The sequence below is a fragment of the Variovorax sp. PDC80 genome (assembly GCF_900115375.1).
In the GTDB taxonomy this organism is placed as follows: domain Bacteria; phylum Pseudomonadota; class Gammaproteobacteria; order Burkholderiales; family Burkholderiaceae_C; genus Variovorax.
This window is the reverse complement of record NZ_FOWG01000001.1, coordinates 798308-817599: the sequence shown is the minus strand read 5'-3', so window position 1 is coordinate 817599 and position 19292 is coordinate 798308. Positions and strand designations below refer to the sequence as shown.

General features: G+C 69.9%; 19 protein-coding genes. 9 read left to right on the top strand and 10 right to left on the bottom strand.

Features of this window, described 5'->3' with window-relative positions; translation table 11 throughout:
- Positions 1 to 101: 101 nt before the first annotated feature.
- Positions 102 to 998, top strand: coding sequence for a lipid A hydroxylase LpxO (gene lpxO / locus BM109_RS03630; protein WP_093340613.1), 897 nt, complete (start codon positions 102 to 104; stop codon positions 996 to 998).
- Between the two features lie 18 nt (positions 999 to 1016).
- Here lpxO and BM109_RS03625 read toward each other — a convergent pair whose 3' ends face one another.
- Positions 1017 to 1700: a phosphatase PAP2 family protein gene (locus BM109_RS03625; protein WP_256222321.1), complete on the bottom strand. Its 684-nt coding sequence runs from the start codon at positions 1698 to 1700 to the stop codon at positions 1017 to 1019.
- Between the two features lie 99 nt (positions 1701 to 1799).
- On the opposite strand from BM109_RS03625, the gene BM109_RS03620 reads away from it, so the two are divergent.
- Both BM109_RS03620 and BM109_RS03615 read left to right on the top strand, forming a co-directional pair.
- Complete coding sequence (locus BM109_RS03620; RefSeq protein ID WP_093340609.1) at positions 1800 to 2483, top strand: response regulator; 684 nt, start codon at positions 1800 to 1802, stop codon at positions 2481 to 2483.
- Positions 2480 to 3826, top strand: a complete 1347-nt coding sequence (locus tag BM109_RS03615) for a sensor histidine kinase (RefSeq protein ID WP_093341239.1) — start codon at positions 2480 to 2482, stop codon at positions 3824 to 3826. Before BM109_RS03620 ends, BM109_RS03615 begins: the two co-directional genes overlap by 4 nt.
- On the opposite strand, the gene BM109_RS03610 is transcribed toward BM109_RS03615, so the two are convergent.
- Positions 3827 to 4948: an acyltransferase family protein gene (locus tag BM109_RS03610; protein WP_093340608.1), complete on the bottom strand. Its 1122-nt coding sequence runs from the start codon at positions 4946 to 4948 to the stop codon at positions 3827 to 3829.
- 85 nt (positions 4949 to 5033) lie between these two features.
- On the opposite strand from BM109_RS03610, the gene BM109_RS03605 reads away from it, so the two are divergent.
- Complete coding sequence (locus tag BM109_RS03605) at positions 5034 to 5270, top strand: oxidoreductase-like domain-containing protein (RefSeq protein ID WP_093340606.1); 237 nt, start codon at positions 5034 to 5036, stop codon at positions 5268 to 5270.
- Here the strand turns inward: BM109_RS03605 and BM109_RS03600 are convergent.
- A complete protein-coding gene (locus tag BM109_RS03600; RefSeq protein ID WP_093340605.1) occupies positions 5234 to 5704 on the bottom strand; it encodes a helix-turn-helix domain-containing protein in 471 nt (156 codons plus the stop codon). The genes BM109_RS03605 and BM109_RS03600 overlap by 37 nt on opposite strands.
- Positions 5705 to 5781: 77 nt before the next feature.
- Here BM109_RS03600 and BM109_RS03595 point away from each other — a divergent pair, with 77 nt between their 5' ends.
- A complete protein-coding gene (locus BM109_RS03595) occupies positions 5782 to 6651 on the top strand; it encodes a class I SAM-dependent methyltransferase (protein WP_093340603.1) in 870 nt (289 codons plus the stop codon).
- Positions 6644 to 7144, top strand: a complete 501-nt coding sequence (locus tag BM109_RS03590) for a DUF2938 domain-containing protein (protein ID WP_093340602.1) — start codon at positions 6644 to 6646, stop codon at positions 7142 to 7144. Before BM109_RS03595 ends, BM109_RS03590 begins: the two co-directional genes overlap by 8 nt.
- A gap of 6 nt (positions 7145 to 7150) precedes the next feature.
- Here BM109_RS03590 and BM109_RS03585 read toward each other — a convergent pair whose 3' ends face one another.
- From BM109_RS03585 to BM109_RS03570, 4 genes are all read right to left on the bottom strand, one after another.
- Entirely contained in the window at positions 7151 to 7921 is a 771-nt protein-coding gene (locus tag BM109_RS03585) for an ABC transporter permease (protein ID WP_093340600.1), read from the bottom strand.
- A 9-nt stretch (positions 7922 to 7930) separates the two neighbouring features.
- Positions 7931 to 8782: an ABC transporter ATP-binding protein gene (locus tag BM109_RS03580; RefSeq protein WP_093340599.1), complete on the bottom strand. Its 852-nt coding sequence runs from the start codon at positions 8780 to 8782 to the stop codon at positions 7931 to 7933.
- Entirely contained in the window at positions 8782 to 9816 is a 1035-nt protein-coding gene (locus BM109_RS03575; RefSeq protein WP_093340597.1) for an ABC transporter substrate-binding protein, read from the bottom strand. The genes BM109_RS03580 and BM109_RS03575 overlap by 1 nt, the downstream gene beginning before the upstream one ends.
- A 144-nt stretch (positions 9817 to 9960) precedes the next feature.
- Positions 9961 to 10734: an IclR family transcriptional regulator gene (locus tag BM109_RS03570; protein ID WP_093340596.1), complete on the bottom strand. Its 774-nt coding sequence runs from the start codon at positions 10732 to 10734 to the stop codon at positions 9961 to 9963.
- Positions 10735 to 10896: 162 nt separating this feature from the next.
- On the opposite strand from BM109_RS03570, the gene BM109_RS03565 reads away from it, so the two are divergent.
- Both BM109_RS03565 and BM109_RS03560 read left to right on the top strand, forming a co-directional pair.
- The gene (locus BM109_RS03565; protein WP_093340594.1) at positions 10897 to 12519 is read left to right on the top strand and encodes an OPT/YSL family transporter; all 1623 of its coding nucleotides are present in this window, start codon (positions 10897 to 10899) and stop codon (positions 12517 to 12519) included.
- A 48-nt stretch (positions 12520 to 12567) separates the two neighbouring features.
- The gene (locus BM109_RS03560; RefSeq protein WP_093340592.1) at positions 12568 to 13632 is read left to right on the top strand and encodes an S-methyl thiohydantoin desulfurase domain-containing protein; all 1065 of its coding nucleotides are present in this window, start codon (positions 12568 to 12570) and stop codon (positions 13630 to 13632) included.
- A gap of 24 nt (positions 13633 to 13656) precedes the next feature.
- Here BM109_RS03560 and BM109_RS03555 read toward each other — a convergent pair whose 3' ends face one another.
- Positions 13657 to 15957 carry an NADP-dependent malic enzyme gene (locus tag BM109_RS03555; RefSeq protein WP_093340591.1) on the bottom strand — a complete coding sequence of 767 codons (2301 nt, stop codon included), beginning with the start codon at positions 15955 to 15957 and terminating at the stop codon, positions 13657 to 13659.
- A 255-nt stretch (positions 15958 to 16212) separates the two neighbouring features.
- Here BM109_RS03555 and BM109_RS03550 point away from each other — a divergent pair, with 255 nt between their 5' ends.
- Positions 16213 to 17553 carry an NAD(P)/FAD-dependent oxidoreductase gene (locus tag BM109_RS03550; RefSeq protein WP_093340589.1) on the top strand — a complete coding sequence of 447 codons (1341 nt, stop codon included), beginning with the start codon at positions 16213 to 16215 and terminating at the stop codon, positions 17551 to 17553.
- A gap of 9 nt (positions 17554 to 17562) precedes the next feature.
- Here BM109_RS03550 and BM109_RS03545 read toward each other — a convergent pair whose 3' ends face one another.
- Together BM109_RS03545 and hyi are read right to left on the bottom strand one after the other, a co-directional pair.
- Positions 17563 to 18471 carry a 2-hydroxy-3-oxopropionate reductase gene (locus BM109_RS03545; protein WP_057591560.1) on the bottom strand — a complete coding sequence of 303 codons (909 nt, stop codon included), beginning with the start codon at positions 18469 to 18471 and terminating at the stop codon, positions 17563 to 17565.
- Between the two features lie 35 nt (positions 18472 to 18506).
- Entirely contained in the window at positions 18507 to 19292 is a 786-nt protein-coding gene (gene hyi / locus BM109_RS03540) for a hydroxypyruvate isomerase (RefSeq protein ID WP_057591559.1), read from the bottom strand.

The following is a 19292-nucleotide window of genomic DNA, read 5'->3' as shown; positions in this document are numbered from 1 at the left end:
GAGCCGTTTTGGGGGGCAAAACCCGCGTCAGGCTCGTTGAAGTGTGAAGAATTAAACTAGCGGGTGCTCTCCAGCGCTCCCCCCGAACAGGACACTCTCACATGAAGTGGGTCATTCTCGCCATCTTCGCGCTCAGTGCGCTCTACGTGCATTTCCGCGGCCAGGTGCGCCATCGTTTCTTCCGCCAGCTGTCGGACCACTCGACCTTCCTCGCGCCGCTCAACGTGTTCATGTACCTTTTCTCGAAGGTGCCGAGCACGCCCTACCTGTCGCCCAAGGAATTCCCCGAGATGCGCGTGCTCGAGGAGAACTGGGAGGTCATCCGCGAGGAGGCGCTCGCCATGCGCAACGGCGGCAGCATCAAGGCCTCGAGCCAGTTCAACGACGTGGGCTTCAACTCCTTCTTCAAGAGCGGCTGGAAGCGCTTCTACCTCAAGTGGTACGACGAGGCCCATCCCTCGGCCGCGGTGCTGTGCCCGCGCACGACCGAGCTGCTGCGCGGCATCGGCACCATCAAGGCCGCGATGTTCGCCGAGCTGCCGCCCGGCAGCCGGCTGGTGCGCCACCGCGATCCCTTCGCGGGTTCGCTGCGCTACCACCTGGGCCTGTGGACGCCGGGCGTGGAGGGCTGCTACATCGACGTCGACGGCCAGCGCTACCACTGGCGCGACGGCGAATCGGTGGTGTTCGACGAGACCTACATCCACTATGCCGAGAACACCACCGACCACGACCGCGTGATCCTGTTCTGCGACATCGAGCGTCCGCTCAAGTACCGCTGGGCCAGCGCCGTCAACCGCTGGTTCGCGAAGAACCTGCTGGCCGCGGCCAGCTCGCCCAACGATGCCGGCGACAAGACCGGCGGCATCAACCGCGCCTTCAAGTACATCTACCAGATCCGCGTGATCGGCAAGCGCCTCAAGGCCTGGGACAAGCGCGTGTACTACCTCGTGAAGTGGGCGATCTTCGGCGGCCTCGCGCTCTGGATCTTCTGGTAATGAAGGCCGGGCGCCGCCTCAGGCGCCCACCAGGATCAGCCGCCGCCGTGCCGGGCCGGTGATCCAGCTCATGAACCCCGCCAGCGCCGTGCCGCCGAGCACGTCGAGCAGCACGTGCTGGCGCGTGGCCAGCGTCGAATAGACGATCCCCGCCGCCCACAGCCAGTTGAGCGCCAGCACCCAGGCGGGCGCGTCCACGCTGCGCAGCTGGCGCGTCATCAGCACGGCCGTGAACACCGCGAAGGACACGTGCAGCGAGGGGAAGGCATTGCCGCCCGCGTCGGTGCTCTTGAGGAACTGCAGCGAGGGGTACTGCGTCCAGTCGACCGCGAACACCGGCACCACGGTCGGAAAGAGCCAGAACACCGCGAGCCCGATGGCGGCCATCAGCGCCGCGGCCTGCGCATGCAGCAGCAGCTCGGCGCGGTCCTTGGCCAGGGCCGGCGCGAGGCCCACGTAGAGCCACAGCGAGGCATAGAGCGGCAGCGCGTCGTCGCTCAGCGGCACCCAGTGGTCGACGGCCGTGAGCGGCATCGTGAGCGGCAGGCCGAGCGGGTGGTGCATGACCCAGAAATACAGCACGAAGAAGCCCGAGATGCCGAGCGTGGTGCCGAGCATCTTGGTGACCCAGAGCGTGGCGATGCGCCGCGCCAGCGCCGCGTGCCATGGGGTCCTGACGGGGCGGGACGAGAGGGGTGTCACCTGGGCTCCCTGGATGGATGAACCGGCCAGGGTAGGCGCCGGCATTGCGTGAACATTACGGGGCGCACCAGGGGCCGGCCTCTAGAATTCCGGCCCGATATGAGAATCCTGCTGGTCGAAGACGAAGCCGAACTCGCGCAGGCGCTGGCGGCGGCACTGCGCCAGAACCAGGCGGTGGTCGACGTGGCGGGTTCGCTGCGCGAGGCACAGGACGCGGTGCTCGCGGGCCAGCACGAGGTGATCGTGCTCGATCGCGGCCTGCCCGATGGCGATGGCCTGAGCCTGATCGAGTTCCTGCGCGCCAACGGGATCGCGGCCGCGGTGCTGGTGCTCACCGCGATGGCCGACATCTCCGAGCGCGTGCTGAGCCTCGACGGCGGCGCCGACGACTACCTGGCCAAGCCCTTCTCGATGGACGAGCTGATGGCGCGCGTGCGCGCGCTCGCGCGCCGTCCCGCCTTGCGCGCCAACCCGGTCACCGCGTTGGCGCGGCTGCAGTTCGATCACCTGCAGCGGCAGGCGCATGTCGATGCGCAGAGCCTGCTGCTCACGCGGCGCGAGCTGCTGGTGCTCGAGGCCCTGCTCGAGCAGCGCGGGCGCACCGTGCTGCGCGAATCGCTGCACGACCGCGTCTATGGGCAGGAGGGCGACATCCATTCGAACGCGCTCGACACCCATGTCTCGCGCCTGCGCTCCAAGCTCGACAAGGCCGGCGCCCAGGTCGAGATCCACGCCATCCGCGGCGTGGGCTACCTGCTGTGCGCGGCGCCGGGCGCCGCATGAAGCTGCTGTCGCTGCGCTGGCAGCTGATCTGGAGCCTGATCCTGCTGCAGGTGGTGGTGGGGCTGCTGGTGATGGGCGGCTTCATCGGCCTGGCCTGGGTGCTGGGCCGGGTGGTCGACGAAACCGGCGAGGAGACGGTGCGCGTGATCCGCGATGCGGTCGTGCGCGCGGGCGACGGCGCACTCGCGCTCGCGCCCACGCCCGAGTTCGAACAGCTGCGCGGCAACGCCGGCGCGGGCCTGTGGTTCATCGTGCGCGATGCGCAGGGCCACCAGCTCGTGCAGGGCGAGGTGCCCGAGCGCTACCTCGGCCTGGCCGGACGTTTCGACGGCATCGACCGCGTGTGGATCGACCTCGCCACCAGCAACGGCCAGCCGAAGGCGCGCTTCGAGCGCGTCGAGACGCGCGCCGGACCGGTCGCGATGATGGTCCAGACCGGCAGCCCGCTGTCGATGAAGAGCACGCTGCGCGGCACCGGCGTGGCCTTCCTGTTCCTGGTGGCGCCGATGGCGCTGGTCACCTGCCTCGGCGTGATCCTCGCGACGCCTTTCGTGGTGAAGCGCGGGCTCAAGGGGCTGATCGCCACCGCCGCGCATGCCGAGAGCATCGACGTGCACGAGCGCACCACGCGGCTGCCGCTCGACGGCGTGGCCGGCGAGATCCGGCCGCTGGTCAATGCGGTCAACCGCGCCTTCGACCGGCTCAACGAGGGCTACGACCGGCAGGAGCGCTTCCTGGCCGACGCGGCGCACGAGCTGCGCACGCCGATCACCATCCTGCAGATCCGCCTCGAGGGGCTGCCCAACGATCCGCTCAAGGTCAAGCTGATGCAGGCCTCGGCGCGGCTGGCCACGCTGGCCGAGCAACTGCTCGACCTGCAGCGGCTCGACGGCGTGGTGGTGCAGGCGCAGCAGGTGGACCTGAAGGCGCTGTGCGAGCGCGCGGCGGCCGACCTCGCGCCGCTCGCGATCATGAACCGCTGCACCCTGTCGGTCGATGCGCCGCTGGCGATCGTGGTCGGCGGCGATGCGCCTTCGCTCGAGCGCGCGCTGACCAACCTGATCCAGAACGCGATCGAGCATGGCGGGCAGGGCTGCGACATCCAGGTGCGGCTGTGCGAGCCCTTCTGCATCGAGGTGCTCGACTCGGGGCCCGGCATTCCCGAGTCGGAACGCGAGCGCGTGGTCGAGCCCTTCCACCGGCTGGTGCCGCGCGGGCGCGGCGCCGGGCTCGGGCTGCACCTCGTGGCCGAGGTGGCGCACCTGCACCGCGGGCGGCTCACCATCGGCAGCAACGACACCGGCGGCGCGCGGATGCGGCTGGAGCTGAACCTCGGCGCCTGATCAGGCCTGGCGCAGCCAGCGGTTGCAGGGCTCGGAAAAGCCTCGTGCCACCACTTGCCCCAACAGCCCCGACGCGGCCAGCAGCGCAAGGTACCCAAGCGGAATCCACGTCGCCGACAGGCCCGCCTGCAGGAACAGCCAGGCACCGGGGATCACCACGAACATGTGGCTCAGATAGACCTCGTAGCTGTGGCGCCCGAACCAGCGCAGCGGCGCCGCGGCCGCGCCCGCGCACCAGCGCCAGGGCTGCCAGTGCGCCGCCACCAGCAGCAGCGCGAGGCCCAGTTCGAGCAGCGTGACCTGCAGGCCGAAGCGCGTGAGGCCGAGCTGGAACACCTCGCGCCGGAAGCAGAACACGCCCGCCACCAGCAGCGCCCCCGCGGCCAGCAGCAGCCGATGCACCGTGGCCGAGGGCGCGCGCGGCACGCGGTGCGCGAGCAGCGCCGCGAGGCAGCCGAAGGCGATGCCGTCCATGCCCGAGAGGTACGAGTGGTCCTGCCACAGCTCGTTGTCGCTCCACACGCTGCGCGCCAGCGGCCCGAGCGCGATCGGCTCCAGCATCAGCAGCGCGAAGCGGCGCTCGCCGCGCGCGAGCAGGCACAGCCATGGAAAGCCCAGGTAGAAGGCCTCCTCGACCGAGAGCGACCACAGCACGCCCCAGGGGCCGGGCAGGTAGCCGACCTGCGCCTCGAGCCAGTTGAGGTGCAGGCCCAGCGCCGCGAGCAGCGCGCGCGGCAGCGAGACCTTGGTCGTGTCGAGCGCGAACCAGGCGCTGCCCGCGAGATGCAGCACGCTCAGTACCGCGAGCAGCAGCAAGAGGCTCGGCAGGATGCGCGCCGCGCGCAGGCGGTAGAAGGCGCCGGGCGGCACGCGCGACAGCGCGCCCCAGCGGCGCAGCGAGGCGCTCGTGATCAGGTAGCCCGACACCACGAAGAACGCGATCACCGCGTAGTAGCCGCTCCTGAACAGGATGCCCTGCAGGCGCGGCCCGAGCGCCTGCGCGAGCTCGGGCGGACCGAAGGGCAGGCGCAGGTTCGCATGCAGCAGGATCACGAAGGCCACCAGCAGGCCGCGCAGCAGGTCGACGTGCGGCAGGCGGGGCAGGGCATCGGAGCGGACCATCGCGGCGATTCTGCGGACGAACGCCCGCGCGGCCTGAAGGGCTGCTGAAGCACCGACAATCGCGCCTCGACCGCCTCCGCACCGCATGTCCGATTCGCCTTTCGCCGACCCGGCCCTTCTCGCCACGCCGACCGACCTCGCAAGTGCCCAGGCCCTGATCGCGCGCATCGCGCCGCTGCTGGCGGCGCGCGGCCTCGCGATGCGCGCGCCGCCGCCCGAACCCACCACCTGCTGCGGGCGCGGCTGCAACGGCTGCGTCTGGGAAGGCTGGCTCGCGGCGGTCGCCTACTGGCGCGACGAGGCCTCCTTGCTGCTCGACTGAGCGGCGCACTTGCGCGGCGCCTTGCGATCGGGCGCGGCGATGGCGCCCGTGCCCGCGGCGCGCAGGATGCGCCGGAAGGTCGGGCATTCCATGTGGCTGGGCGCGCGGCACACGGCCGCATGCCGCAGGCCGTCGCGCATCGCGGCGAGCTGGCGGATGGTGCGGTCGAGCTCGTCGGCCTTGGTCTCGAGCATGCGGCGGTCGATGCGCGGCTGGCCGTCGGGCGCGAACATGCGCGCGATCTCGTCGAGCGAGAAGCCGGCGGCGCGGCCCAACGAGATCAGCGCGAGCTTCTCGAGCACGCCGGGATCGAACAGCCGGCGCAGCCCCTGCCGGCCCGTCGAGGCGATCAGCCCCTTCTCGTCGTAGAAGCGCAGCGTGGAAGCGGGCACGCCCGATTGCCTCGCCACCTGCGCGATATCCAGTGGTGCCATCCTCTTGACCTCAAGTCGACTTGAACTTGCATAGTGCGTTCTCCGCCTTCCGAAGGCAAGCCAGAAAGGAAAGAAAGATGCACGACACGCAAGAGCCCGGGAACGAACAGGCGCGGCTGTGGAACGGCCCGGCGGGCCGCGCCTGGGTCGACCGGCAGCCGCTGCTCGACCGGCTGTTCGCACCGCTCGGCACGCTGCTGACAGAGGCCGTGGCCGGGCGTCCCCTCGGCCGCGTGCTCGACGTGGGCTGCGGCACCGGCGCGCTCACGCTCGCGCTCGCGAGGCCGTCGGGCGATGCCGTCGAATGCGTCGGCATCGACATCTCGGCGCCGATGATCGAGGCCGCCCGCGCACGCGCCGAGCGCGCGGGTTCGCAGGCGCGCTTCGTGTGCGCCGATGCCCAGACCCATGCCTTCGCGCCGGCCGGGTTCGACACCATCGTCTCGCGCCTCGGCGTGATGTTCTTCGACGACCCGGTCGCGGCCTTCGCGAACCTGCGGCGCGGCGCGCGCGACGGTGCCGCGCTGCGCTTCCTCGCGTGGCGCGCGGCCGCCGAGAACCCATTCATGACCACGGCCGAACGCGCCGCGGCGCCGCTGTTGCCTCGACTGCCCGCGCGGCGGCCCGGCGCGCCGGGACAATTCGGCTTCGCGGACCGCGAGCGGGTCGAGGCCATCCTCGCGCAGGCCGGCTGGGGCGCGATCGCGATCCGTCCCGTCGATCTGGCGTGCAGCCTGCCCGCGCAGGAGCTCGTGCCCTACCTGAGCCGCCTCGGGCCGGTCGGCCTCGCGCTCGAGCAGGCCGATGCGGCGACGCGCGAGCGCGTCATCGAGACGGTGCGTGCCGCCTTCGAACCCTTCGTGCAGGGCGACGAAGTGCGCTTCACCGCGGCCTGCTGGCTCGCCAGCGCCGAGGCGACCGCGCCGCACGAGGTGTTCCATGGCTGAGCTCGCCGAACTGCTGGCGCGCGCCGTGCCGATCGGCATCGGCGCCACGGTCGTGATGGACCTCTGGGCCGTCGTGCGCCGGCGCGTGTTCGGCCTGCCTTCGCTCGACTACGCGCTGGTCGGCCGCTGGGTCGCGCACCTGCCGCGCGGGCGTCTCGTCCATCGCCCGATCGCGGCCACCGCGCCCGTGCCCGGCGAGCGCCTGCTGGGCTGGGCGCTCCACTACGCGACCGGCATCGCGTTCGCGCTCGTGCTGCTGGGAATCGGCGGCCTCGACTGGGCGCGCCGGCCGACGCCGGGCCTCGCGCTGCTGGTGGGCATCGGCACGGTGGCGGCGCCCTGGCTGCTGATGCAGCCCGGCATGGGCGCGGGCCTCGCCGCGCGCCGTCTGCCGCGCCCGTGGGTGGCGCGCTGGCACAGCCTCGTCACGCATGCGGTGTTCGGCCTGGGGCTCTACCTCGCGGCCTGCGGGTTGTCGGTGCTCAGCCCCTGAAGCGCCTCACTGGTTCTGCGACCCGCGGTGCGCCCAGCCCGTGGTGTGCTTCTCGACCACGCTGAAGAGCTCGTACATCAGCATCGCCATCGCGCCCACCACCATCAGCCCCGCGAAGGCCAGGCCCATCTGCATCGACGAGCCGGCCGAGATCAGCAGGTAGCCGATGCCTTCGTTGGCGGCGGTCATCTCGCTGACCGTGGTGCCCACGAAGGCCAGCGTGATCGCGACCTTGAGCGAGCCGAAGAAATAGGGCATGGAGCGCGGCAGGCCGATCTTCATGAGCACGTCCCAGCGCTTGGCGCCGAGCACGCGCAGCACGTCCTCGAGCTCGGGCTCGAGCGTGGCGAGGCCGGTCGCGATGTTGACCATGATCGGGAAGAAGCTGATCAGGAAGGCCGTGAGGATCGCGGGCCCGATGCCGATGCCGAACCACACGACCAGGATCGGCACGAAGGCCGCCTTGGGCAGCGCGTTGAAGGCCGTCATCAGCGGATAGATGGCCGCGTAGGCGAGGCGCGAGCTGCCGATCACGAAACCGAGCAGCACGCCCACCACGATCGCGAGGCCGAAGCCCGCCATCGTGACCCAGAAGGTGCGCCAGGCATGGCCCGCGATGATTTCCTTGAACTCCCAGAACTGGTTCCAGATGCGCAGCGGGCTCGGGAAGATGAAGTCCGAGACGCCGAAGCCCGCGCAGATCACCTGCCACAGCAGGATCACCGCCACGAGCAGCAGCCACGGCGACCAGCGTTCGAGTTGCTTGTTGTTCTTCATGGCCGCTCCTCAGTGCGCCACCGCGGCGGCACCGGTCGCGCCGGCGGCATTGCCGCGGATCGCGCCGATGTGGCTGCGCAGTTCGAGCACGATGTCGGTGAACTCCTTGGTGTAGGTGAGCTCGAGCTCGCGCGGACGCGGCAGCTCGATCTCGCGCTTGACCACGAAGCGGCCCGGGCTCTTGCTCATCACGTAGACCGTGTCGGCCAGGAACACCGATTCGCGCAGGTCGTGCGTGACCAGGATCACGTTGAAGCGCTGCTCGGTCCAGAGGTCGCGCAGGATGCACCAGAGCTCCTCGCGCGTGAAGGCGTCGAGCGCGCCGAAGGGCTCGTCGAGCAGCAGCATCTTGGGCTCGTGGATCAGCGCGCGGCAGATGCTCGCGCGCTGCTGCATGCCGCCCGAGAGCTGCCACGGGAACTTGTCCTCGTAGCCGCCCAGGCCCACCTTCTGCAGCAGGCGGCGCGCGCGTTCCTCGTACGCCTTGCGCTTGGCCTTGAAGTTCGAGCGGTAGGGCTCGACGATCTCCAGCGGCAGCAGCACGTTGTCGACCGTGGTGCGCCAGGGCAGCAGCGAGGGCGCCTGGAAGGCCATGCCCGAGATCTTGAGCGGCCCGGTCACCGGCGCGCCGTCGATGCGGATGCGGCCCATCGACGGCATCCTGAGCCCGGTCGTGAGCTTCATGAAGGTCGACTTGCCGCAGCCCGAGGGGCCGACGATGGCGATGAACTCGCCGCGCTTCACCTTCAGGTCGATGGCCTCGACCGCGAAGTGGTTGGCGCGCAGCAGCTCCTCGTTGTAGGCGAGCCAGACGTCCTGGAAGTCGACGAAGGGGGCGGCCTCGTTCGCAGCGTCCGCCATCACTTGCGCAGGATCCCGCTGAGTTCGGCGGCCGGCGGCAGCAGCGCGGCGGACCACACGGCCTCGGGGCTCACGCGGGTCTTGGTGTTGAAGGCGTCCGACACCTGCGAGGCCATCAGCGACAGTCGGCCCGCGTTGACCGCGCCGAAGCCGTCGGCGCGCGCGTCGGCGCTGTTGATCACGGTGTCGATCGCGAGCTGCAGGCGGCGTGTCTCGAGCTTGCTGTCGACGATGCCGTCGCGCGCCTTCACCGACTCGATGCCCTGCGCGGGATTGGCGATCACTTCCTTGGCGCCCTTGGCGAAGGCCGAGAGGAATTTCTTCACCGCCTCGGGGTTCTCCTTGATGAGCTTGGGCGAGGCGATGATGACGTTGCCATAGAGCTTCACGCCGTAGTCGGGGTAGGGCAGGATCACCACGTCGGCCGTCTTGGCGCCGCGCGCCTCGAGGTTGAGCAGCGAGGTGAAGGTGAAGCCGGTGATGGCGTCGATGTCGCCGCGCATCAGCATGGTCTCGCGCAGGGTCGGGTCCATCGCGGTCCAGTTGACCGTGCCGATGTTGTTGGCCTTGGCGAAGATCGGGAACGCGCGGCGGCCCGCGTCGAACACCGGCGCGCCGAGCTTCTTGCCCGTGAGGTCGGCGGGCTTGGTGATGCCGCTCTTCTTGAGCGTCATGACCGAGGCCGGCGTGTTGTTGTAGACCATCATCACCGCGACCGGCTTGTTCGGGCTGTCGGGGTTGTTGGCGTGGAATTCCATCAGCGCCGCGAGATCGGCGAAGCCCATGTCGTAGGCGCCCGAGGCCACGCGCGTGACCGTGCCCCCCGAGCCGTTGCCCGCGTCGATGGTCACGTCGAGGCCGGCGGCCTTGAAGTAGCCCTTGGCGGCCGGATGCAGGAACAGCGCGGCCGGTCCCTCGAAGCGCCAGTCGAGCTGGAACTTGATCGGCGTCGTGGCCTGGGCGAAGGCCGAGGGCAGGCCGAAGCTCAGGGCCGAGGCGGCGAGGAAGGACTGGAGCAGATGGCGCTTGTTCATGCAGGCTTGGTTCCGTGAAGGTGAATGCTTCCGGATTCAAGCAAAAACGGTGCCCGCACGTGATTGGTGCGAACCCTTCCCGCGATTCAAGGCGGTGCGCGCCCAGCGAAAAACTGCACCGCACACGGGAAAAACCTTCGAAATTCAGGGGACGTTGGCACCGAAAGCGAGCCAATACGGGTCGCCGATGCGCTTGCCGACGTTCGCGGCGGCATCGCGCACCACGGCGCCGTAGCGCTCGACCAGCGGCTCCGACAGCAGCTCGGCGGGCAGCGCGACGCCGAAGGCATAGGTCTGGCGCGTGGCCGCGTCGAACACGGCCGACGAGATGCCCGCCACGTTGGTCACGTACTCGCCGCGCGACAGGGCCCAGCCGGTCTCGCGGATCACGGCCAGCCGCGCCATCAGGTCCTTGCGCGTGCGCGGCGCGTCGCCGCGGCCCTGGTCGAGCCGGCCGCCGAGCAGCGCCGTCACTTCCGCGTCGCTCAGGCGCGCGAGCAGCGCGCGGCCCATCGCGCTCGAGTAGGCCGGCGCGCGGCTGCCCGGCGGCGTGTAGATCTGCAGCGCGCCCGCGCCGGCGCGCATCTGGATCACCAGCGTGTCGGCGCCGTCGAGCACGTTGATGTAGCCCGTGAAGCGGGTCTGGTCGACCAGCGCGGCGAGCGCCTCCTCCACCAGCGAGGCGGCGTTGCGCGAGGCGCGGAAGTGGTAGGAGGCTTCCATGATCACGCCGCCCGGGCGGTAGGCGCGCGTGGCGGCGTCGCGGTCGAGGAAACCGTAGCCGGCCATCATGCTCAGCGTGCGCGAGGCCGAGCTCTTGGGCAGGCCGAGCTCGTTCACCACGTCCGTCACCGTGATGTCGCGGCGCAGGCGCGCGATCAGTTTCAGGACGTCCATGGCGTTGGCGAGGGTGCTCATATCTGGGGTCGGTGGATCGAGGGAATCATAGGTTCGGCGCGCGACAAGGGCAGGGGCGGGGTGCGGGCTCGGGTGAACCGCGCTTGACAGCGCCCGGACCGGTCCTATGATGCGGTTCAACATTATTGCATCAAGTTCCAAAAAATGGAACTACCAAAAAAGATGAGCATCGATACCGAGGCCACGGCGCTCGCGCCGCTGCACGACCACACCCCGCCCGCGCTGCACCCCAAGGCCCTGGCACCGGCCAACCTGGTCCTCACGCTGGTGCTCAGCGTGTTCGGCGCCATCGTCGGCATCCAGATGCTCGCGAGCCTGGGCATCACGCCGAGCACCTCGCTGATCGGCGCGCTCGCGGCCATGACCCTGGCGCGCGTGCCGCTGGCCATGTTCCGCGGCTTCCGCTCGGTGCATGCGCAGAACCTCGCGCAGACCAGCATCTCCTCGGCCACCTTCGGCGCGGCCAACAGCCTGTTCCTGCCGATCGGCATCCCGTTCCTGTTCGGCCTGCCCGAGATGGTGGTGCCGATGCTGGTCGGCGTGAGCCTCGCGATGCTGCTCGATGCCTGGCTGCTCTACCGCATGTTCGACACGCCGGCCTTCCCCGCGAAGAACCCGTGGCCGCTGGGCATCGCGGCGGCCGAGGCGATCAAGGCCGGCGACGGTGGCGGCAAGCAGGCCTGGCTGCTGCTGGGCGGACTGGCCACGGGCGCGCTGGGCGCGGTGTTCAAGCTGCCGATGTCGGCCTTCGGCGTGGCGCTGATCGGCGGCCTGGGCGCGATGACCGCGTTCGGCATCGGGCTGCTGGTGCGCGGCCATGCACTGCCCTTGACCGGCATCGACATCGGCGCGCTCTACCTGCCGCACGGGATGATGATCGGCGCCGGCATCGTGGCGCTGGCGCAGGTGGGCCGCGTGGTGCTGAAGAAGCACGGTACGGCCGGCGTGCCCGCTACACCCGATGCACGCGGTGCCCGCGCGCTGGGCCGCTCGCTGCGCCTGGGCGGCATCGGCTACCTCGCGATCATGGTGCTGCTGGCCGTGGGCACGGGCGTCTACCACGGCATGTCGCTGGGCATGCTCGTGGGCTTCGTGCTCTACGGCACCTTCGCGGCCTTCGTGCACGAGCTGATCGTGGGCATCGCGGCCATGCATTCGGGCTGGTTCCCGGCCTTCGCGGTGGCGCTGATCTCGCTCCTGATCGGCATCCTGATCGGCTTTCCGCCCGAGGCGCTGGTGGTGCTCGCGGGCTTCTCGGCCGCCACCGGTCCGGCCTTCGCCGACATGGGCTACGACCTCAAGGCCGGCCACCTGCTGCGCGGCGAGACCTCGGGCACGGCCTTCGAGACCGCGGGCCGGCGCGAACAGATGATCGCCGGCATGGTGGGCTTCGCGGTGGCGATCGTGGTCGTGGCCTGCAGCTGGCGGCTGTTCTTCGCCAACCACCAGACGGCGCCGATCAACGCGGCCTACGTCGCGGCCATCCAGGCCGGCATCTCGGGCGACACCGCGCGCAACCTCGCGCTGTGGGCCGTGCCGGGCGCGCTGCTGCAGCTCGCGGGCGGCGCGCGCCAGCAGCTCGGCGTGCTGTTCGCCACCGGCCTGCTGATCGCGAGCCCGCTGGCCGGCTGGATGGTCGCGGCCGGCATCGCCTGCCGGCTGCTCGTGCAGCGCGTGCTCGGCAGCGCCGCGCGCGAGCGGCTCGAGGTGTTCGCGGGCGGCGTGATCGCGGGCGACGCGCTCTACAGCTTCTTCTCGGGCGCGGTGAAGAGCCTGCGCAAGTAGCCGCCCCTTTCTCTTCCCTTATTTGTCACACACAGGAGCAACGGATCCATGAAACGCAATCTGACCCCCGACGACGTCCGCGCGGCCATCTGGGGCGGCGCCATCCTCGGCGGTGGCGGCGGCGGGCTGATCGCGGCCGGCGAGCGCGCCGCCACGCTCGCGCTGCAGGTCGGCACGCCGCAGCTGTGGAGCGTCGACGAGTTCGAGCCCTCGGCGCTCACCGCCACCATGGCGCTGGTCGGCGCGCCGGCCGCGCCCGATCCGCACGTGCAGCCCGCGCACCTGCTGCGCACGCTCGAGCTGCTGCGCCGCGAACTGCCGCCGGGCCGCGAGCTGGTCGGCCTGCATGCCAACGAGAACGGCGCCGAGACCACGGTCAACGGCTGGTTCCATGCCGCGATGAGCGGCCTGCCCGTGATCGACCTGGCCTGCAACGGCCGCGCCCATCCGTCGAGCGTGATGGGCGCGCTGGGCCTGCACACCGAGCCCGGCTACCTCTCGGTGCAGGCCTATGCGGGTGGCGAGCCGCAGCGCTACGTCGAGGGCGTGGTGTCGGGCCGGCTCGAGCGCACCTCGGCCGTGGTGCGGCGCGCCTCGGTGGAGGCGGGCGGCCTGGTGGCGGTGGCGCGCAATCCGGTCGAGGTGGGCTATGCGCAGCGGCACGGCGCGCCCGGCGCGATCAGTCATGCGATCGCGCTCGGCCAGGCCTGGCTCGACGGCGGCGTCGATGCCGTGGCGCGCTCGCTCGAGGGCCGCATCGTGGCCGAGGGCACGGTGCGCGGCTACCGCTGCGAGCAGCAGGAGGGGCTGGACGTGGGCGTGGTCGAGCTCGACGATGCACCGCGCACCGTGCTGCGCTTCATCAACGAGTACATGCTGCTCGAGCAGCAGGGCCGGCGCGTCGCGCGCTTCCCCGATCTCGTGATGACCTTCTCGGACGAAGGCCGGCCGGTGGTGTCGGCCCATGTGCGCGAGGGCGCGCGCCTGCGCGTGCTGGTCGCGCCGCGCGCGCGGCTGCTGCTGTCGCGCACCATGTTCATGCCCGAGCTCTACCGGCCGCTCGAGCAGTCGCTCGGCGAAGCTTTCGCTCCCGCCGAGGACGCCATTGCGTGAGAAGCTTCCGAGGAAGCGACCCGCTTACTTGTCGACCGTGACCTTCGCCACCGCCAGCGCTGTCATGTTGATGATGCGGCGCACCGTCGACGAGGGCGTGAGCACGTGGGCCGAGCTCGCGGCGCCCAGCAGCACCGGGCCCACCGTGATGCCGTTGGCGCCGGTCATCTTCAGCACGTTGTAGAGGATGTGGGCCGAATCGAGGTTCGGGCACACCAGCAGGTTGGCCTCGCCCGAGAGCGTGCTGTCGGGCAGCGCGGTGCGGCGGATCTCTTCGGAGAGTGCCGCGTCGCCGTGCATCTCGCCATCGCATTCGATGTCGGGCGCCATCTGCGCGAACAGGTCGCGCGCCAGCCGCATCTTGCGGCCCGAGCCGCGCGAGGAACTGCCGTAGTTCGAGTGCGAGAGGAAGGCCACCTTCGGCGGCAGACCGAAGCGGTGGATCTCCTCGGCCGCCATCAGCGCGATGCTGGCGAGCATCTCGGCGCTCGGGTCCTCGTTCACGTTGGTGTCGGTGATGAAGATGGTGCGCTTGTCGAGCGTGAGCGCGTTCAAGGTCGCGAAGCCGGGCGCGCCGCGCTTCAGGCCGATCAGGTCGCGGATGTGCTCGAGGTGGGCGTCGAAGCGCCCGACCATGCCGCAGATCATCGCGTCGGCGTCGCCGAGGTGGATCATCAGCGCGGCGATCACGGTGTTCGAGCGGCGCACCGCGGCCTTGGCGGCCTCGGGCGTCATGCCGCGGCGGCCCATGAGCTTGTGGTAGCTCTCCCAGTAGATGCGGAAGCGCGGATCGTCCTCGGGGTCGACCACCTCGAAGTCGGTGCCCAGGCGGATGTGCAGGCCGGCCTTCTTGATGCGCGTCTCGATCACGGCGGGGCGTCCCACCAGGATCGGCCGTGCCAGGCCTTCGTCGACCGCGTACTGGGCCGCGCGCAGCACGCGCTCGTCCTCGCCCTCGGCATAGGCCACGCGCTTGGCGGTGGCCAGCTTGGCGGCGGTGAACACCGGGCGCATGAACATGCCGGTCTGGTAGACGAAGCGCGTCAGGTGCTGGCGGTAGGCATCCATGTCCTCGATCGGGCGCGTGGCCACGCCCGAGGCCTGCGCGGCCTTGGCGACGGCCGGCGCGATGCGCAGGATCAGGCGCGAATCGAAGGGCTTGGGAATGATGTAGTCGGGGCCGAAGGCCAGTTCCTGGCCCGCGTAGGCGGTGGCCACTTCCTCGCTGATGTCGGCCTTGGTCAGGTCGGCGATCTCGCGCACGCAGGCCAGCTTCATCTCTTCCGTGATCTTGCTCGCGCCGCAGTCGAGCGCGCCGCGGAAGATGTACGGGAAGCACAGCACGTTGTTGACCTGGTTCGGATAGTCCGAGCGGCCGGTGGCGATGATGCAGTCGGGCCGCACGGCCTTGGCGAGCTCGGGGCGGATCTCGGGCTCGGGGTTGGCCAGCGCCAGGATGATCGGCTGGCGCGCCATGGTCTTGACCATGTCGGCCGTCATCACGCCCGGTGCCGAGCAGCCGAGGAACACGTCGGCGTCCTTCACCACGTCGGCCAGCGTGCGCGCGCCGGTGTCGGGCTGCGCATAGCGCGCCTTCGATTCGTCGAAGCCGCCCGCGCGGCCGGTGTAGATCAGGCCCTTGGAGTCGCAGGCGTGGATGTTGGCGGGCTTCACGCCCAGGCCCACCATCACGTCGAGGCAGGCGATGGCGGCGGCGCCCGCGCCCGAGACGGCGATCTTCACGTCCTCGATCTTCTTGTCGACCAGTTCCAGGCCGTTGATCAGCGCGGCGGCCGAGATGATGGCCGTGCCGTGCTGGTCGTCGTGGAACACCGGGATGTTCATGCGCTCGCGCAGCTTCTTCTCGATGTAGAAGCACTCGGGCGCCTTGATGTCCTCGAGGTTGATGCCGCCCAGCGTGGGCTCGAGCGCCGCGATGATGTCGACCAGCTTGTCGGGGTCGTTCTCGGCCAGCTCGATGTCGAACACGTCGATGCCGGCGAATTTCTTGAACAGGCAGCCCTTGCCTTCCATCACGGGCTTGGCGGCCAGCGGGCCGATGTTGCCCAGGCCCAGCACGGCCGTGCCGTTGGTGACCACGCCCACCAAGTTGCCGCGCGCGGTGTATTCGGCGGCGGTGGACGGATCGGCCGCGATGTCGAGGCAGGGATAGGCCACGCCCGGCGAATAGGCCAGCGACAGGTCGCGCTGGTTCAGCAGGGGCTTGGTCGGGGTGATCGAGATCTTGCCCTTGACGGGCGAACGGTGGTACTCACGGGCAGCTTCGCGCAGTGCTTCTTCTGCCGGTGACAGGGGGGCGGCCATGGAAAGTCTCCTTGTTTCTACGGGCGACGAGGCTACCGCAAAAGCGCTACCTCTTCTTGCCAGGGCGATGCCGAAAAAGCCTGAACCCATAGCGGGCGTGGGAGAGAGCGGGTGCGCCGGGCCCGCAACGGGGGCCCGAAACGGGTTCGACGCGGCCCGAGGGTTGGCTAAACTGCGCTTCGGCCGGTTGCGGCCCTGCCGCGAGGGCGGCTTCATCCTCCACATGACAGAACGACAACAAGAGGCTTGCAGCGAATGACTTCCGGACCTTTCACCAGCACCGAACCCGACGTCGTGGTCATCGGCGGCGGCCCCTCGGGCTCCACCGTGGCCGCGCTGCTCGCGGACAAGGGCCACGACGTGGTGCTGTTCGAGAAGGCGCAGCATCCGCGCTTTCACATCGGCGAATCGCTGCTGCCGATGAACATGCCGCTGTTCGACCGGCTCGGCGTGCGCACCGAGGTCGAGGCCATCGGCATCCGCAAGCACGGCGCCGAGTTCGTCTCGCCCTGGCACGACCACAGCAGCCATTTCGACTTCGGCGAGGCGATGGACAAGAGCTTCCCGTACGCGGTGCACGTGCGCCGCTCGGAGTTCGACGAGCTGCTGTTCCGCCATGCCGGCAAGCGCGGCGCGCGGACTTTCGAGGGCCAGCGCGTCACGGGCGTCGACATGGACGCCGGCAAGGGCACGCCCGACAACCGCCCGCTCGTGAAGATCAAGGCCGACGACGGCACCGAGACCGCCTGGCGCCCGCGCTTCGTGATCGACGCCAGCGGGCGCGACACCCTGCTGTCGAACCAGTTCGACGCCAAGCAGCGCAACCGCAAGCACGCGAGCGCCGCGCTCTACGGCCACTTCGCCAATGCCGAGCGCCGGCCGGGCCGCTTCGAGGGCAATATCTCGCTGTTCTGGTTCGACCACGGCTGGTTCTGGTACATCCCGCTCAAGGACGGCACCGTGAGCGTCGGCGCGGTGGCCTCGCCGGCCTACTTCAAGCGCCGTCAGGGCGCCTCGCTCGAGGACTTCCTGATGGAGACCATCGCGCTCGCGCCCAAGCTGGCCGCGCGCTTGAAGAACGCCACGCTGATGGAGGGCGCCACCGCCACCGGCAACTACGCCTACGACTCCAAGTTCTGTCGCGGCGACCGCTTCATGATGGTGGGCGACGCCTATGCCTTCGTCGACCCGATGTTCTCCTCGGGCGTCTACCTCGCGATGAACAGCGGCTTCGAGGCCGCGACGGCCGCCGACCTGTGGCTGCGCGGCGAAGCCAGGGAAGCCGAGCGCGCGTTCCGCCACTACGAGAAGGTCATGAAGCGCGGGCCGAGGATGTTCTCGTGGTTCATCTACCGCATCACCTCGCCGGCGATCCGGCGCCTGTTCATGGCGCCGCGCAACGTCTGGCGCATGCAGGAGGCGCTGCTGTCGATCCTGGCCGGCGACCTGTTCCGCGACACCCCCATCGGCCCGCGCTTCTGGGGCTTCAAGGTGACCTACTACGCCTCCTGCCTGGGCATCCTGCCGCAGGCCATCAAGACCTGGGCCTGGCGGCGGCGCAACCTCAAGGAATCCCTCGAGGCTGCGAAGACCTGAGCCGCAGGCTCAGTCCGGCGCCACCGTGTGCTGCGCCAGCGCCTCCAGCGCACGCACCAGCGCCGAGTGGTCCTGCTGCCCATGGCCCAGTGCCGCGCAGGCGTTCATCAGTTGCGCCGCGCCTGCCGTCTGCGGCAGCGCCACGCCCAGCGAACGCGCGCTCTGCAGCGCGAGGTTCAGGTCCTTCTGGTGCAGCGAGATGCGGAAGCCCGGCGCGAAGGTGCGCTTGATCATGCGTTCGCCATGCACCTCGAGGATGCGCGAGCTCGCGAAGCCGCCCATCAGCGCCTGGCGCACCTTGGCCGGATCGGCGCCGGCCTTGCTCGCGAACAGCAGCGCCTCGCCCACGGCCGCGATGTTCAGCGCCACGATGATCTGGTTGGCCACTTTGCAGACCTGGCCGTCGCCCACGCCGCCCACCAGCGTCACGTTCTTGCCCATCTTCTCGAGCAGCGGACGCACGCGGCCGAAGGTGCCTTCGTCGCCGCCGCACATGATCGTGAGGCTCGCGGCCTTGGCGCCCACTTCGCCGCCCGAGACCGGCGCGTCGATGTAGCCGCAGCCCAGCGCCTCGATGCGCTGCGCGAAGCCCTTGGTGGCGATCGGGTCGATCGAGCTGCAGTCCACCACGATCTTGCCCTTGCTCAGGCCCGCGGCCACGCCGTCGCGGCCCGGTTCGCCGAACAGCACCTTCTCCACGTCGGGCGTGTCGGGCACCATCACGAACACGATGTCGGCCTGGCGCGCGACCTCGACCGGCGAGGCGCAGATGGTGGCGCGCGAGATGAAGGGCTCGGGCGTGTTGCCGTGCGTGTTCACGAACAGCTGGTGGCCGGCCTCGAGCAGGTGGCCCGCCATGGGCGCGCCCATGATGCCCAGGCCGATGAATCCGATGCGTTGCGATGCTTGTTGCGTCATGTCTGAGGTTTCCTTGAATCTTGTGGTGTCGTCGTTCACTGCGCGCGGGTCAGCGCCTCGCGCCAGCCCAGGCCTTCGACAGTGGTGGCGCGCGGCTTGTATTCGCAGCCGATGAAGCCGTCGTAGCCCAGCGCATCGATGTGCTGGAACAGCCACGGGTAGTTGATCTCGCCCGTGCCCGGCTCGCCGCGGCCCGGGTTGTCGGCCAGCTGGATGTGGCCGATGCGCGCGAAGTGCTTGGTGAGCGTGTTGCCCAGCTCGCCCTCGGTGCGCTGCGCGTGGTAGATGTCGTACTGCACGCGCAGGTTGGCCGAGCCCACCTCGTCGATCAGCGCGATCGCCTGCTCGGTGCGGTTGAGGAAGAAGCCGGGAATGTCGAAGGGGTTGATCGGCTCGATGAGCAGGCGGATGCCCGCCGCCTCGAGCTCGGACGCGGCGAGGCGCAGGTTCTCGACCACCGTGCGGTGGGCGATGTCGTGGCTCACGCCGGCCGGCACCTTGCCGACCAGGCAGTTGACCTGCGGGCAGCCGAGGGCCGTGGCGTAGTCGATGGCCATCGCGATGCCTTCGCGGAACTCGCCGGTGCGGTCCGGATGGCAGGCGATGCCGCGCTCGCCCTTGTCCCAGTCGCCGGCCGGGAGGTTGTGCAGCACCTGCACGAGGCCGTTGGCGCGCAGCGCGGCGGTGAGATCCTTCTTCTCGAAGGGGTAGGGGAACAGGTACTCCACCGCCTCGAAGCCCGCCTTGGCGGCGGCCTCGAAGCGCTGCAGGAACGGCAGCTCGGTGAAGAGCATGGTGAGATTGGCTGCGAACTTGGGCAT